We start from the raw sequence: 15970 nt of genomic DNA on the forward strand, positions 1-15970 counted from the left end.
CTTCTCAGCCAGGAATCCCGAAGGCGTCATAGGTGGCGAGCGACAGCGGTTCAGCGAAGGCAAAACGGATCTTGTCGACCATTGCCGCGGCCTGGCCGCTTCGCTCGTAGCGTTCGGCGTCCGCGGCGGTTTCCCAGAGGGTGATGGCCATGAAGGCATCCCGCGCCTGATGTTGCTGCAGCAACAAGGCGCTGATGTTGCCTGGGGCGGCGCGGATGGCAGGGATCGCTTCGGCTTCATAGATGGTGCGCAATTCCTCAACCTTGGCCGCCAACGCCTTGAATTGGCCTACACGCACGAATGTCATGATTGTTTCCTCCGAATGACGAGCGAGCATAGTCCCGTAAACGACGCAGCGCCCTTGGACAAACTTCACCTTTTCGCGAAGCCGGCGCGCGGAGGACGCGGCACTTGATTTCCGGGACTCATATGCTAGGGCCGGCCAGCATCCCCTTCCAACAGCTCTGAAAGGCCGCCCGCCATGGCCGTGCCCACAAAAAACATTCCGGCGCCGGACCTCGTTCCGGTGCGCCGCGCGCTGCTTTCCGTCTTCGACAAGACCGGCCTGATCGACTTCGCCCGGGTACTCGCCGCTTCCGGCATCGAGCTGATCTCGACCGGCGGCACGGCAAAGGCCATCGCCGAGGCCGGCTTGGCGGTGCGCGACGTTTCCGACCTCACCGGCTTTCCCGAGATCATGGACGGGCGGGTGAAGACCTTGCATCCGTCGGTGCATGGCGCGCTGCTCGGCATCCGAGACGATCCCGACCATGCCAAGGCCATGCACGACCACAACATCGAGCCGATCGACCTCGTCGTCTGCAATCTCTATCCGTTTGAGGAGGTCCGCCGCTCCGGCGCAGGCTATGCCTCGATCGTCGAGAACATCGACATCGGCGGGCCGGCGATGATCCGCGCCTCGGCCAAGAATCATGCTTATGTCGCCATCGTCACCGACCCGGTCGACTATGCTTCCGTCGTCAACGCGCTGGAGATGAATCTCGGCTCGCTCTCGCTCGACTTCCGCAGGATGCTGGCGGCCAAGGCCTTCGCCCGCACCGCCACCTATGATGCGGCAATTTCCGGCTGGTTTGCCGAGGCGCTGGAGATCGAGCACCCGACATGGCGCGCATTCGGCGGCCGGCTCGACCAGGTGATGCGCTATGGCGAGAACCCGCATCAGGACGCAGGCTTCTACCTGTCGGGCGACAAGCGGCCGGGGGTCGCGACCGCCAGACAGCTGCAGGGCAAGCAGCTCTCCTACAACAACATCAACGACACCGACGCCGCCTTCGAGCTGGTTGGCGAGTTCGATCCCGCCCGCTCGGCGGCGATCGCCATCATCAAGCACGCCAACCCCTGCGGCGTTGCCGAAGGCTCATCGCTGAAGGCGGCCTACGCCAAGGCGCTGGCCTGCGATCCGGTCTCGGCCTTCGGCGGCATCGTCGCCATGAACCGCATACTCGATGCCGAGGCGGCGGAAGAGATCGTCAAAACCTTCACCGAGGTCATCATCGCGCCCGACGCCACTGACGAGGCCGCCGCCATTGTCGCTGCGAAGAAGAATTTGCGCCTGCTGGTCACCGGCGGCCTGCCCGACCCGCGCGCCGCCGGCACCACGATGAAATCCGTCGCCGGCGGGCTGCTTGTGCAAAGCCGCGACAATGCCGTGGTCGACGACCTCGAGCTGAAAGTGGTGACGAAGCGCGCGCCGACACCGGCCGAGATGGCCGACCTCAAATTCGCCTTCCGCGTCGCCAAGCACGTCAAGTCCAACGCCATCGTCTATGCCAGGGACGGCGCCACCGTCGGCATCGGCGCCGGCCAGATGAGCCGCGTCGATTCCTCGCGCATCGCCGCCCGCAAGGCGCTGGACGCAGCGGAGGCTGCGGGCCTCGCCGAGCCGCTGACCAAAGGTTCGGTCGTCGCCTCGGACGCCTTCTTCCCCTTCGCCGACGGGCTGTTGTCGGCGATCGAGGCCGGCGCCACCGCGGTGATTCAGCCCGGCGGCTCGATGCGCGACGAGGACGTCATCGCCGCCGCCGACGCGCACGGCATCGCCATGGTGTTCACCGGGGTGAGGCACTTCAGGCATTGAGCGCTTCTTCCTTCTCCCTTGTGGGAGAAGGGAAAGGCCGCGCTACCCCTTCGGCTTGTCCGCCGGATAGGGCGTCCCCGCCAGGATCGCCATGCCGATGCCCAGGAACAGAATGATCGCCGCCATGCCGAGCCGTGGTGAATCGCTCATGGTGGTGATGGTCGCCACCATGAATGGCGCCAGGAAGCTGGTTGCCCGGCCGGCCAGCGCATAGATGCCGAAATAGCGGCCGGACTCCGCGGCGGTCACGCTGCGCGCCATGTAGGATCGCGATGACGCCTGCACGGGACCGAAGGCAAGCCCGATCAGCAGGCCGTAGAGGATGTAGGCTTTCTCGGCCGCGGTACCGAACAGGCCACCGGAATCGACGGTGGAGAGCGGGATCAGGCCGAGCAGCGTGAAGCCCGGCCCGGTGGAGATGACGCCGATCGTGGCGACCGACAGCATCACCAGCGCGATCATCACCACGGCCTTGGAGCCGAGCGCCGTATCCAGCCGCGCCGCGATCCAGCAGCCGAAGATGGCGACGACGTTGAGGATGATGCCGAACATGCCGATCTCGGTGATCGACCAATGGAACATGCCGGCGGCGAACGTGCCGCCGAGCGCGAGCAGCGCGTTGACGCCATCCTGATAGACCATGCGAGCCAGGAGGAAGCGCAGGATGCCGCTGCGTTGGCGCACTTCGGCAAGCGTCGACTTCAACTCGGACAGGCCCTCGCGCACCGCCGGCCCGATCGGGATTCCCTTGATTGCGTCGGGCGTGAAGAAGAACATCGGCAGGATGAACAGGAAATACCAGCCGGCCGACATCGGCCCGGTGAAGCGCGCGTCTTCGCCGAGTTTCGGATCGAGCCCGAACAGCGGGTCGAGGCCGATGATCGTCTTGCCCGTTTCGAGATTGCCGGCCAGGAACAGCACCACGAAGATCAGCGCCACCATGCCGCCGAGATAGCCGAGCCCCCAGGCGACGTTGGAGATCCGGCCGATCTCTTCCTTCGGCACCAGCCGCGGCATCATGGAATCGTTGAACACGGTCGAGAATTCGGCCGCCACCGAGGCCAGCGAGAACAACAGCACGACCAGGAACAGGTTCGAGCCCGGTGCCGCGAACCACAACAGGCTGAGGCTGGCGATCTTGATCGTCGCGAAAAAGGCGATCCACGGCTTGCGCGGCCCGGTCTGGTCGGCGATCGAGCCGAGCACCGGCGACAGCACCGCGATGACCAGTCCGGCGGCGGCAATGCCGTAGCCCCAGGCGGCCTGCCCGGCGGTCGGATCGCTCGCCATGCGCGAGACGAAATAGGGCCCGAAGATGAAGGTGGTGACGACGGTGAAAAAAGGCTGCGCCGCCCAATCGAAGAACATCCAGCCCCAGATGCCGCGCCCCGATGCCCGCTGCACTGTCTCTACTGCCGCCATGCTGATTCCCCTGGCATCGCTCGCGTCGGGCGCATGTCTGCATGTTTTCAAGCAGCGATGCAAATGAACAAGCCGCGCCGTTCGGATTCCTCGCCCCACGAAGTGGGGAGAGGTGGCTCGGCGAAGCCGAGACGGAGAGGGGAATGCGGCGGCCGGGTTTAGGGTGATCGTTGGACAAAAGTCTCCGCCCTACGAAGCCCCCTCTCCGGCCGCTTCGCGGCCACCTCTCCCCCGCCTTTGGCGGGGGCGAGGAACCAGCCTTGCTCACATCCCCGTCAGGTCGCTCATCAGGCCAGACGCCACCGACAGCCGCGACACGGTGATTTCGCCGCCTTCGGTCAGCGCCTGCAGCCGTTCGCGGATGCACGCCACGCGTTCGCCGCCGGCCTCCAGCCACGCCGCGACCGGATCCGCCGCCGTGCCCTGACCGGTGAGCGCCGCCACCGCGATGCCGCGACGCGCCACGCCGATCGTATCGGTCGCGCGCGACAGCGCCAGCTGGTCGTAATAGTCCGGCGGCATGATCGAACGCGCCGCTTCCTCGACGCGCGGAATGCGGAAGGCGTCGCTGACGGCGAAGAACGCCTTGGCCGCGCTGACGATGTCGGCATTGGCGGTGCGCGCGGTGAGCGCGACATCCGGGATCAGTTCGGCCACTTCGGTCAGAGCGAGCTGCCCGGCGAGCTTTTCCGGCGCGCCGCCCTTGAACAGGCCATGCCGCCGCTCCTCGATGCGCTCGCGCGAGAAGGCCGGCAGCAGCGAGAGAAGCTTCGGTTCAAGCGCCTTGCGGGCCTCCTGCAATTCGGCGATGCGCTGCCCGAGCGGCGCGGAGCCCGCTTCGTTCTTCAGGGACCAGCCGCTGGTAATGAAGATGAGCCGGCTAACTGTCTGATAGAGGTCGAGCTGGATCTGGCCGTCGATCTGGTTGTCGAGCGCGTCGATCTCCTTATAGAGCGCGGGCAACGCGAAGCCGTCGCGGACGACGGCGAAGGTGCGCACGACATCGGCCGCCGTGCGGCCGGTCGATTCCTGCAGCCGGTTGACGAAGGACGGACCGCCGCGATTGACCAGGTCGTTGGTGACGACGCGCGCGATGATCTCGCGCCGCAGCCTGTGGTCGCGGATCTCGCCGGCGAATTTCTTGGCCATGCGCTCCGGGAAATAGCCCATCAGGTCGCGGTCGAAATGCTGATCGTCCGGCACGTCGCTGGCGACGATGTCGGAAAACAGCACGATCTTGGCATAGGCCAGCAGCACGCCGAGCTCGGCCCTGGTCAGCGGCTCGCCGCGCGCCTCGCGTTCGGCGAGCGCCGCCGGCGAAGGCAGCGTCTCGACCGCGCGGTCGAGCAGGCCGCGCGCTTCCAGCGCCGTCATGAAGCGCGCCTGGTGCGCGATGTCGGCGAGCCCGCGCTTGCGCGCGAGCGACAGCGCCAGCGTCTGCTGGTAGTTGTTGGCGAGCACCAGCGCGCTCACTTCGTCGGTCATTTCGGCGAGCAGCTTGTTGCGCGCCGGCCTGGTCAGCGAGCCTTTGCGCATGGCCGACGCCAGCGCGATCTTGATGTTGACCTCGACGTCGGAACAGTTGACGCCGCCCGAATTGTCGATAGCGTCGGAGTTGCAGCGGCCGCCATTCATGCCGAACTCGATGCGCGCTCGCTGCGTGACGCCGAGATTGGCGCCCTCGCCGATGACTTTCGCCCGGACATCGAGCGCGGTGACGCGGATGGCGTCATTGGCACGGTCGCCGACATCCTGATTGCTTTCGCCGGAGGCCCGCACATAGGTACCGATGCCGCCAAACCATAAAAGGTCGACAGGCGCCTTGAGGATGGCGTTCATGATCTCGACCGGCGTCGCCGTGGTCTTGGACAAGCCAATTGCAGCGGCCGCCGCCGGCGGCAGCGTGATCGATTTCTGGTTGCGCGAGACGATGACGCCGCCTTCCGACAGCTTCGACTTGTCATAGTCCTGCCAGGACGAGCGCGGCAGCGCGAACATGCGCTGCCGCTCGGCCATCGACGCCGTCATGTCCGGATCGGGATCGATGAGGATGTCGCGATGATCGAACGCGGCGATGAGCCTGGTGGCCGGCGACAACAGCATGCCGTTGCCGAACACGTCGCCCGACATGTCGCCGACGCCGACGACGGTGAAGGGCGAGGTCTGGATGTCGCGGTTCATCTCGCGGAAATGCCGCTTCACCGCCTCCCAGGCGCCCTTGGCGGTTATGCCCATCTTCTTATGGTCGTAGCCGGCCGAGCCGCCGCTGGCGAAGGCGTCGTCCAGCCAGAAGTGATGCTTCTCGGAAATCGCGTTGGCTGTATCGGAGAAGGTCGCCGTGCCCTTGTCGGCGGCGACGACGAAATAGGGATCGTCCTTGTCGCGCCGCATCACGCCCGCCGGCGGAATGACGCCATCGACGCCGATATTGTCGGTGATCGAAAGCAGGCTGGAGACGAAGTTCTTGTAGGCAGATGTGCCGGCTTCGAAAATGGCGTCGCGCCCAGCGCTCATTGGCAGCTTCTTCGGATAGAAGCCGCCCTTGGCGCCGACCGGCACGATGACCGCGTTCTTGACCTGCTGCGCCTTGACCAACCCCAGCACCTCGGTGCGATAGTCCTGTGCGCGGTCCGACCAGCGCAGGCCGCCGCGCGCCACCGGGCCGAAGCGCAGATGCACGCCTTCGACCTCGGAGCCGTAGACGAAGATCTCGCGCCATGGCCGCGGCGCCGGCAGGCCTTCGACTGCCTGCGAGTCGAGCTTGATCGCCAGCGACTGCCCTTTCGATTTCGTATCGGCTACGAAATGATTGGTGCGCAGCGAGGCTTCGATGAGATTGAGATAGCGGCGGATGATGGTATCGTCATCGATATTGGGCACCTCCTCCAGCGCATCCTTGATCTTGGCCTTGAGGTGCTTGGCCGCGACCACGCCGTCGCCCTCCGCCGTCGGCCCGAGCCGGGCCACGAACAGCGCGTGTAGGCCGCGCGCGATCTCCGGGTAGCGGTTGAGCGCGGCGGCGATGAAGTCCTGGCTCTGCGGAATGCCGGCCTGCTGCAGATAGCGGCCATAGGCGCGCAGGATGGTGATCTCGCCGGACCATAGGCCGGCCGTCTGCGCCAGGCCGTTATAGCCGTCATTGTCGACATCGCCGCGCCAGACCGACAGGAAGGCGTCCTCGAACAGCGCGCCGCCATCCGTAAGATCGATCGGCTTACCGTAGCTGTTCTCCAGTTCCATGTCGTGGATGAAGACCTTGCCGGAGCCGGTGTCGGCGACCTCGAAGGTGCGCTCGCTGATGACGCGGAAGCCGATATTTTCCAGCACCGGTACGCGCCGCGACAGCGCCACCGGGCTGCCGAAATGGTGGATCTTCAAAGCCGCCTGATGCGGCTTCTGGTCGGCATGGCGGTAGTAGTCGATGGCGATCGGATTGTCGGCGCCGATCTTCGCGATGCGTCCGGCATCGGCAAGCGCCACGGCGGCCGAGAAGCTATCGCGATAGCTTTCGGGGAAACGCGCCGCGATCGCCTTTAAGCCCGGATCGCTGCCGGCCGCCTCCGCGGCTTCGGACAGCGCGTCCTCCCAGGTCCGCACGATGTCGCGGATCGCCGCTTCGATGGTCGACTGCTCGACCTTTGGCGTCTTGCCGCCGGAACGGCCGATGATGAAATGCACGCGCGCCAGCCCGCCTTCCGGGAAGGCCGGGTAATAGGCCGACAGCCGGCCCTCGAACACGGTTTTCAGATAGGTGCCGACCTTCTCGCGCACGACGCTGTCATAGCGGTCGCGCGGCACGAAGACGATGATCGACACGAAACGGTCGAACTGGTCGGCGCGCACCAGCGCCCGCACCCGTGGCCGCTCGATCAGCCCAAGGATGGCGCTGGCATGCTTGCGCAGGATGGGAACGGGAACCTGGAACAGCTCGTCGCGCGGATAGCTTTCCAGGATGTTGATCAGCGCCTTGCCGGAATGATCGTGCGGATCGAATCCGGATTTCGAGATGACGGCCTCGGCCTTCGAGCGCAGATAGGGGATCTTCATCACCGAGCGCGTGTAGGCGGTCGAGGTGAACAGGCCGACGATGCGCAATTCGCCAGCCAGCACGCCTTTTGCCGTGTAGGTCTTGATGCCGATGTAGTCGAGATAGATGCGCCGATGCACCGACGACTTGGCATTTGCCTTAGTGACGATCAGCGGCTCCGGCCCGTGCAGGAAGGCGCGGATTTCGGGCGTCGTCGTCACCGCCTCGGTGCCGCGCCTCAGCACCAGCACGTCGGGATCGGACAGGATGCCGAGCCCGGGCTTCTCGGCGCGCTCGAGATTGCCGCTCTCCTCGCCGCCGACATATTTGAATTCGCGCATGCCGAGGAAGGTGAAATTGTCGTCGCGCAGCCATTCGAGAAAGGCGATCGCCTCGGCAACGCTCTTCTTGTCCAGCGGCACGGCCGAATAGCGGAATTCGGAAATCGCCTGGTCGAGGCGGGCGAGCATGCGCTTCCAGTCGACGACCGCGGCGCGGACCTGGGAAAGCACCTTGCGCAGCCGCTCGGTGAGGTTTTTCGCCTGCTCGGCGGTCAGCCGCGGGATATGCACATGGACGACGCTCAGCCGGTCGTCATCCTCCTTGCCGCCGTCGCCAAGCACCTCGACCACACCGGTCTTGCCGTGGCGGACGGTGACGATCGGATGGGCGACCAGGGTCGGCTCGCCGCTTGTCTCGGTGATTTCGCCGAGAATGGAATCGAACAGGAACGGCATGTTGTCGTTGACGACGGTGATGACCGTGACCGGCCGGCCGTCGCAGGCCACGCCTGAATCGGCTTCGACGGCGACGACGCTTTCGCCTTTCCTGTGGCTGGAGACCGCTTGGGCGGCGAGCTCGCCGGCGCGCTCGAGGTCGGCCGCGTCATAGGCCGCGATGTCCTCGGCGGGCGCCCGCGCCAGCAGATAGTCGGCAAGCCTTGCGGGTTTCTCCTCCGCTTTCGCGGCGGCTTTCTTCCTCGGCTTGGATTTCACGCTGGCCATGACGCTTAGTCCCTCCCGTTATATGCTTTTGCGACTATGGTAGCCAGATGAGCGCTGTTTGGCGACAAAGGTTTGACGGCGCTTTAAAAAAATCGAACCGACGCCATCGGCTCGCGAGGAGAAATCAGATGACCGGCAAAATCACCGCGCTTGATCTTATCCAGGCGGAACTCAGCGAGGCGACGAAAGCCTATTTCGACAAATGTCGGGAGAAGCTCGGCCTCGTGCCCAACGTGCTTCTCGCCTACGCCTTCGACGAGAAGAAGCTGCGCGCCTTCACCGACATGTATAACGACTTGATGCTGGGCGAGTCCGGCTTGTCGAAGCTGGAGCGCGAGATGATCGCCGTGGTCGTCTCCTCGATCAATCACTGCTTCTACTGCTTGACCGCGCATGGCGCGGCGGTGCGTCAGCTGTCGGGTGAGCCGGCGCTTGGCGAGATGATGGTGATGAATTTCCGCGCCGCCGATCTTTCAGACCGCCAGCGCGCCATGCTCGAATTCGCCGTGAAGCTGACCGAAGAGCCGGCCAGGATCGTCGAAGCCGACCGTGCCGCCTTGCGCCAGGCCGGCTTCTCCGACCGCGACATCTGGGATATCGCGTCGACTGCCGCCTTCTTCAACATGTCGAACCGGGTGGCCGCCGCGGTCGATATGCGGCCGAACTCCGAATATCACGCCATGGCAAGGTGAGCTCGTTACATTAGACTCAACTTAACATCGATTGCCTGTTTTTCGTTTTGGTCCGATGATCAGGATTGCGGCAAGGCCGCATATCGGATTGCAGCATCGCTGCATATCGCAAGCGGCGTGGCCGCATGCCGGTTCGACGCCGCCGAGGGAGGAGAACATGGCGAAATTTCTCTATGTCTATCACGGCTCCGGCAAGATGCCGACCGACGAAGCAGAACGGAAAGCGGCTATGGATGCCTGGACTGGCTGGTACGACAAGCTCGGCTCGGCCGTGGTCGACGGCGGCAATCCGGTCGGCATGTCGAAGACGGTGCTGCCGAGCGGCAAGATCGAGAACAATGGCGGCAGCAATCCGACTGCCGGCTACACAGTCGTTGAAGCCAAGAACATCGACGATGCCGTCGCCAAAGCCAAGGACTGCCCGATCCTGACGGACCCTGGCTTCAGCGTCGAGGTCGCGCCGATCATTGAGATGATGTGAAGCCGGCGCTTTATCGCGCGGCGATTGCCGCGGCCGCGCCCGCCATCGTCGTGGCGCTGATGCGGTTGGCGATCTTCATGGCGCGCTTGCTCTTCAAGAGCCGGCGCGCCTGCGAAGCGGCCAGCACCCAGGCAAGGTCGATGACCACCAGCACGGTAGCCATGGTCAGCGTCAGCTCGACCCAGCCGACAACGTTGACCGAGGCAAGATCGATGATGGTCGGCAGCAGCGCCAGATAGAACATCATGATCTTGGGGTTGCCGAGCGTCACCGCCATGCCGGCAAGGAACAGTTTCACGGGCGAGTCCTCGCGCGGCATCTCGCCTTCCTTGGCCTCGACCGGCGCCGTCCACATCTTGAACGCGAGATAAGCAAGGTAGGCGACACCCACCCATTTCACGACGAGGAAGGCGTAGTGGAAGGTCTGCGCCACGACGGCGAGCCCGAACACCGCCAGCGAAAGCCAGACGCCCTCGCCGATCCACATCGCCAGCAGGAAGGGGAAGACGTCGCGGAACCCTTTCGAGATCACCCGCGCCACCAAGGCTGCGATCGATGGGCCGGGCGAGCCGGCGGCGACGAACAAGGCGGCGGCGAAGATCAGCAGCGAGGCGAGATGCATGGGGTCGATTCCTATAAGATAGAAAAGAATGATAGCCGATCAGAGTAGATTTGGCACGCCCCGGCAAGGCGCGACCGTTCATCAAGGCGACAACAACTGCCAGCGCCGGACAATCGCATGTGGGTTTATCGGCGAACGCCGACACAATGCCGTCATCCTCGGGCTTGTCCCGAGGATCTGTTGTCGCACGCGGATATAGGGCAACCAGTTCAGGGAGGCCGGTAGATCCTCGGGACAAGCCCGAGGATGACGTCGTCAAGGCATGCCGGTTATCAGAAATGCCCGGCAGGGCAATGAGGGGCAGCGCCAACCTCGGCCCCCAAACCTTGTCCCTTCGTCAACCTCCCGCTAGAAGACCCATCCCGACACCCATTTTCGAGCATCGCTTTGCCTCAGTAACCGCCGGTCTCGCCAACTCCTCTGAATACATCGCAGGCCCAGTCATTGGCGCGCCTGCTCCATTTCACGTGTTCTTCAGGCGGCGGTTCGAGACCGGTTTGGCATTGCTGAGCCGCCGTCGCGTGCAATCCGCGCCGACGCCTGATTTTCAAACACGCAGTCTTCGCCACGCCGTGCCCCTTGGGCATCTCGAAAAGTGCCGGCCTGACGGACTTCCCGACGGGAAGGGCCTACCGGCATGTCTCGAACTTTGTGTGTCCGCTGGACGATCGCGCCCGCAATCGCGCCTCGACCTCTCATCAATTGCAATCGCTGCGGCGGCCTCAAGCCTTATCGATGCGGTGGAAAATTCCGCGTCAATGCCAATGGCAAGCGCCTCGACGTCTGGCTGATCTATCGCTGCGTCGACTGCGACAATTCCTGGAATTTCGCCATCCTGGAACGGCGAAACCGCCGCGACATCGAGCCGGCGCTGCTCGCCGCGCTTCAAAGCAACGATCCGGACCTTGTCCGGCGCCACGCCTTCGATGGTGCGATGCTGCGCGGCCGGGCTGGCCGGATCGAGGAATCTCCCGGCGTCACGGTCCGAAAGGAGCTTCTGGACGGCGAGCCGGGACGCGCGACTGCGCTCGCGCTCGAGCTTCGGCTTGAGGGCACGACGCCTTTGCGGCTGGATCGCCTGCTTGCCGGCGAGCTCGGCCTTTCGCGGTCAAGGCTTCAGGCCCTGGACGACCGGAAGCAATTGACTGTCGAGCCCGATGGCGGAAGGGCCTTGCGCAAGCCCGTGCGCGATGGCCTGGCGGTGCGCATTGACCTGGCCGGGGAGGCGGATTGCGGCACCACCCTGTCGGCTGCCTGCCGTTGAAACGAAAAGAGGGAGCGACCGCTCCCTCTTTTGAACCCTTGGCTGAAAACCTTACGCCGCGCCCATCACCTTGGCGGCCTTCTCAAAACGCTTGCGCTCGTTCGGGTCGAGATAGAGCTTGCGCAGGCGGATGGTCTTCGGCGTCACCTCGACCAGCTCGTCGTCCTGGATCCAGGCGAGCGCCCGCTCCAGCGTCATGCGGATCGGCGGCGTCAGCTTAACCGCCTCGTCCTTGCCGGCGGCGCGGATGTTGGTGAGCTTCTTGCCCTTGAGCACGTTCACTTCGAGGTCGTTGTCACGGCTGTGGATGCCGATGATCATGCCCTGATAGACCTTGACGCCCGGATCGATGATCATCGGGCCACGGTCTTCGAGGTTCCACATGGCGTAGGCGACCGACTCGCCCTGCTCGTTGGAGATCAGCACGCCATTGGTGCGGCCGGGCAGCTCGCCCTTATAGGGCTCATAGGCGAAGAACAGGCGGTTCATCACCGCGGTGCCGCGCGTGTCGGTCAACAGTTCCGACTGATAGCCGATCAGGCCGCGCGTCGGGGCGTGGAAGACCAGGCGCTGGCGGTTGCCGCCGGACGGGCGCAGCTCGACCATCTCGGCCTTGCGCTCCGACATCTTCTGCACGACGACGCCGGCATGCTCCTCGTCGACGTCGATGACGACTTCCTCGACGGGCTCGAGCAGCTGGCCGTCATCGCCCTTCTGCATGACGACGCGCGGACGCGACACGGCGAGCTCGAAACCCTCGCGGCGCATCGTCTCGATCAGCACCGCGAGCTGCAATTCGCCGCGGCCGGAGACGAAGAAGGAGTCCTTTTCGGCCGATTCCTCGATCTTCAGCGCGACATTGCCCTCGGCCTCGCGCAGCAGGCGGTCGCGGATGACTCGGCTGGTCACCTTGTCGCCCTCGGTGCCGGCAAGCGGGCTGTCGTTGACGAGGAAGGACATGGTCACGGTCGGCGGGTCGATCGGCTGCGCATGCAGCGGCTCGCTCACCGCCGGATCGCAGAAGGTGTCGGCGACGGTGCCTTTCGACAGGCCGGCGATGGCCACGATATCGCCCGCCTGGGCCTCCTCGATCGGCTGGCGCTCGAGGCCGCGGAAGGCGAGGATCTTCGAGATGCGGCCGGTCTCGATCTGCGTGCCGTCATGGTGCAGCACCTTGACAGCCTGATTGGCCTTCAGCGTGCCGGACTCGATGCGGCCTGTGATGATGCGTCCGAGGAACGGATTAGCCTCGAGGATGGTGCCGATCATGCGGAACGGGCCGGGATGCACCGTCGGCGCCGGCACATGCTTGACGACGAGATCGAACAGCGGGGCGAGACCCTGGTCTTTCGGGCCTTCCGGATTTTCCGACACCCAGCCGTCGCGGCCCGAACCGTAGAGGATCGGGAAATCGAGCTGCTCGTCGGTGGCGTCGAGCGCGGCGAAGAGGTCGAACACCTCGTTGACCACTTCGATATGGCGGGCGTCCGGACGGTCGATCTTGTTGATGACGACGATGGGGCGCAGCCCGACCTTGAGCGCCTTGCCCACGACGAATTTGGTCTGCGGCATCGGGCCTTCGGCGGCGTCGACGAGCACGATCGCCGAATCCACCATCGACAGGATGCGCTCGACCTCGCCGCCGAAATCGGCGTGTCCGGGCGTGTCGACGATGTTGATGCGGGTGCCGTGCCAGTCGACCGAGGTCGCCTTGGCCAGGATGGTGATGCCGCGCTCTTTTTCGAGGGCGTTGGAATCCATGGCGCGCTCGGCGACGCGCTGGTTGTCGCGGAAGGCGCCGGACTGTTTCAGGAGCTGGTCGACGAGCGTGGTTTTGCCATGGTCGACGTGCGCGATGATCGCGATATTGCGGAGGTTCATGTGTCTGGTCTCGGGAATGTTGCAGGCAGCAGGCCCAAAAGCGCCGCCTTTTTCGGTTGCGCGGCTCATACAAGGTTTTTCGCAATTGCGAAAGGGGAGGCCCGACCCCAAATACATGGTCACTGATTCTTAAACGTCTTGGTGTGAAATGATTCCGTTAACCAAGGCGGAACCTTTGAGGGGCCGGGCAGTTCGATGTTCATGACCGATCAGATGTCCAGATTGCGTCCGGTTTTCGCGTGGGCAGCGCTTGGCGTGCTCGTCGCGGCGGGCGCGGCGCAGTCGGCGGCAGCGCTCAGGGAAGCCGACCCGATCACGCCGCCCGACGCCAGGACCGCGCAGCAGATGTTCGCCGACGCTCCCGACGGCGTCGATCCGATCGTCACCGGCCCGGTCAGCGCCGCCTTCAAGCAGCGCCAGAAGGATGCCAACTGCGACACCGCAGTCTGGCCCAACGTTCCACGGGCTTGCTATCCGGATTGACGCTCTTCACGGCATTTCCGAGTTCAGTTCTGGACTGCTACGGCGTTTTAACGTCGCGGCATTAGATCGAGCGGCTGCTGGGCCCAGGGTGTGTTGAGATTCAGGCTAGGCCGAGCCGAGAACGGTGGTTTCCGAGAACCGGAGAGGAGCGTACTTAAAGTACGTGAGCACCGGAAGCGCAAGAAACCATTGTTCGCAGGCCGGCATCACCTGAATATCAACGCAGCCTAAGCCGACCGCACCGGATCGAGCGTCACCTTGTAAAGCTCGTTGTCGTCGCGATCCATCAAGCGCACCGTGAGCTGTTCGGTCGCGCCTGAAATATCCACCAGCCCGAAGAACTGCAGGCCGGCTGACGGCGGCAGGTTCTGGCCCTGTTCGGCGGTCGGCGCCTTGATGAACTTCAGCTCCGGCCCGAAGGTCATGTCGAGGTCGTTGGGGCCGAAGGTGCCGGCATGGATCGGGCCGGAGACGAATTCCCAGAACGGATTGAAGTCCTGGAACTGCGCCTTGTCGGGATTGTAGTAGTGTGCCGCGGTGTAGTGGACGTCGGCGGTCAGCCACACCGTATTGGTGATGCCGGCATTCTTGATGAAGCGCAGCACATCCGCGAATTCGAGCTCGCGGCCCTTCGGCGCGCCATTGTTGTTGTTGCTGACGGCCTCGAAGCCGACTTTCTTCGCCGCGTCGTCCCAGACGACGAGGCTGAGCGGCATGTCGGCGGCGATGACCTTCCACGTCGCCTTGGAATTCGCCAGCTCGCGCTTCAGCCACTTGGACTGCTCTTCGCCGATCATGCGTGATTTCGGCGTCAGCGTTTCCTGCAGATTGGAGCCGTTCGGGCCGCGATAGGAGCGCATGTCGAGGAAGAACACGTCGAGCAGCGGCCCATGCGAGATCTTGCGGTAGACGCGGCCCGGCTCCGACGGCTCGTAACGGATGGTGGTCATCTCGTGAAAGGCGCGCGCGGCCCTGGCCGCCAGCACATGGATGGATTTCTCCTTGTAGCGATCGTCCTTGCTGAGATCCTTCGAATCCGACCAGTTGTTCAGCACCTCGTGGTCATCCCACTGGTAGAAGGTCGGGCAGATGGCGCTAAGCGCGAGCACGTGCTTGTCCATCATGTTGTATTTCCACTGGTCGCGATACTCGTCCAGCGTCTCGGCGACCTTGCGCTTGCCGTCGAGCATGACGACGTTCTTCCACTTGCCGCCGCCGGGCAGGTCGACCTCATCCTTCATCGCGCCGTCGGCATAGATCGTGTCGCCGGAATGCAGGAAGAAATCCGGCGTGTGCTTGGCGATGGTCGAATAGGTCTTCATGCCTGTCTCGTCGATGCCCCAGCCCTGGCCGGCGGTGTCGCCCGACCAGGCGAAGCGCACATCGCGCTTCGAGGACGGCGCCGTGCGGAAGCGGCCGACGATCGGCTCGGAGACGGCATTGATGTCGGAAAGATCGACAGCAGTCATGCGGTAGAAGATGTCCTGGTCGGAGGCGAGATCGGTGAGCAGCCGCTTCGCCGTATAGTCGCTGGCCGGCGAGGTATCGAGCGCAGCCAGCCGCGTCGCGTTGGCGAAACTTTCGGTGGTCGACACTTCATACATCACGCGCGCCGGGCGGTCGGTGCGGGTCCACACCATGCCCGACGTGGCGTCGACATCGCCGGACTGGACGCCATGCGTGAAGGCCGGGCGCTGATTGGCGCGGGAATAATAAGGCAGCGCAAGTCCGGAGGCGCCGACAAGGCCAAAGGCGCTGGCCGAGGTGACGAAAGCGCGGCGGGTCAATGATATCTTGTTCATGGCTGTCTCCGGATGGGCTTTGAACGGGACCGCCAAGCTCTCGCCTGAATGTTTCAGGCGCATATCGAAACCATGAAGTTTTGATAACAGTGAACAGGCTTTCCCTTCTCCCACAGGGGGCCTGTTGCGCAGTTAGCGAGGACAGGCTCGCGGAGCGATTTGGTCGCGAGGTCTCGCTCCGTTTTGGCTTTGGG

At 64.3% G+C, this 15970-nt stretch carries 11 protein-coding genes; 5 read left to right on the forward strand and 6 right to left on the reverse strand.

Annotation, left to right across the window (positions count from 1 at the left end; genetic code table 11):
- Nucleotides 1-4: 4 nt before the first annotated feature.
- Entirely contained in the window at nt 5-337 is a 333-nt protein-coding gene (locus LB565_RS11270) for a putative quinol monooxygenase (RefSeq protein WP_411970637.1), read from the reverse strand.
- A gap of 144 nt (nt 338-481) precedes the next feature.
- On the opposite strand from LB565_RS11270, the gene purH reads away from it, so the two are divergent.
- The gene (gene purH / locus LB565_RS11275) at nt 482-2098 is read left to right on the forward strand and encodes a bifunctional phosphoribosylaminoimidazolecarboxamide formyltransferase/IMP cyclohydrolase (RefSeq protein ID WP_224583860.1); all 1617 of its coding nucleotides are present in this window, start codon (nt 482-484) and stop codon (nt 2096-2098) included.
- Nucleotides 2099-2140: 42 nt separating this feature from the next.
- Here purH and LB565_RS11280 read toward each other — a convergent pair whose 3' ends face one another.
- Both LB565_RS11280 and LB565_RS11285 read right to left on the reverse strand, forming a co-directional pair.
- Complete coding sequence (locus LB565_RS11280; protein WP_224583862.1) at nt 2141-3520, reverse strand: MFS transporter; 1380 nt, start codon at nt 3518-3520, stop codon at nt 2141-2143.
- A gap of 264 nt (nt 3521-3784) precedes the next feature.
- Nucleotides 3785-8551, reverse strand: coding sequence for an NAD-glutamate dehydrogenase (locus tag LB565_RS11285; protein ID WP_224583863.1), 4767 nt, complete (start codon nt 8549-8551; stop codon nt 3785-3787).
- 128 nt (nt 8552-8679) lie between these two features.
- Between LB565_RS11285 and LB565_RS11290 the strand changes: the two genes are divergently transcribed.
- Together LB565_RS11290 and LB565_RS11295 are read left to right on the forward strand one after the other, a co-directional pair.
- A complete protein-coding gene (locus tag LB565_RS11290; protein ID WP_224583864.1) occupies nt 8680-9243 on the forward strand; it encodes a peroxidase-related enzyme in 564 nt (187 codons plus the stop codon).
- Nucleotides 9244-9400: 157 nt separating this feature from the next.
- Nucleotides 9401-9724, forward strand: a complete 324-nt coding sequence (locus LB565_RS11295; RefSeq protein ID WP_224583865.1) for a hypothetical protein — start codon at nt 9401-9403, stop codon at nt 9722-9724.
- Nucleotides 9725-9734: 10 nt separating this feature from the next.
- Here LB565_RS11295 and LB565_RS11300 read toward each other — a convergent pair whose 3' ends face one another.
- The gene (locus tag LB565_RS11300) at nt 9735-10346 is read right to left on the reverse strand and encodes a LysE family translocator (RefSeq protein WP_224583866.1); all 612 of its coding nucleotides are present in this window, start codon (nt 10344-10346) and stop codon (nt 9735-9737) included.
- Between the two features lie 637 nt (nt 10347-10983).
- Between LB565_RS11300 and LB565_RS11305 the strand changes: the two genes are divergently transcribed.
- Nucleotides 10984-11610: a DUF1062 domain-containing protein gene (locus LB565_RS11305; protein WP_224583867.1), complete on the forward strand. Its 627-nt coding sequence runs from the start codon at nt 10984-10986 to the stop codon at nt 11608-11610.
- Between the two features lie 51 nt (nt 11611-11661).
- On the opposite strand, the gene typA is transcribed toward LB565_RS11305, so the two are convergent.
- Nucleotides 11662-13491 carry a translational GTPase TypA gene (gene typA, locus LB565_RS11310; protein ID WP_224583868.1) on the reverse strand — a complete coding sequence of 610 codons (1830 nt, stop codon included), beginning with the start codon at nt 13489-13491 and terminating at the stop codon, nt 11662-11664.
- A gap of 213 nt (nt 13492-13704) precedes the next feature.
- On the opposite strand from typA, the gene LB565_RS11315 reads away from it, so the two are divergent.
- Nucleotides 13705-13974, forward strand: coding sequence for a hypothetical protein (locus LB565_RS11315; protein WP_224583869.1), 270 nt, complete (start codon nt 13705-13707; stop codon nt 13972-13974).
- A gap of 227 nt (nt 13975-14201) precedes the next feature.
- On the opposite strand, the gene LB565_RS11320 is transcribed toward LB565_RS11315, so the two are convergent.
- On the reverse strand, nt 14202-15776 hold the full coding sequence (locus LB565_RS11320) for an alkaline phosphatase D family protein (RefSeq protein ID WP_224583870.1): 1575 nt from the start codon (nt 15774-15776) through the stop codon (nt 14202-14204).
- Nucleotides 15777-15970 lie beyond the last annotated feature (194 nt).

The sequence above is a fragment of the Mesorhizobium sp. CA14 genome, assembly GCF_020165195.1.
Lineage (GTDB): Bacteria > Pseudomonadota > Alphaproteobacteria > Rhizobiales > Rhizobiaceae > Mesorhizobium.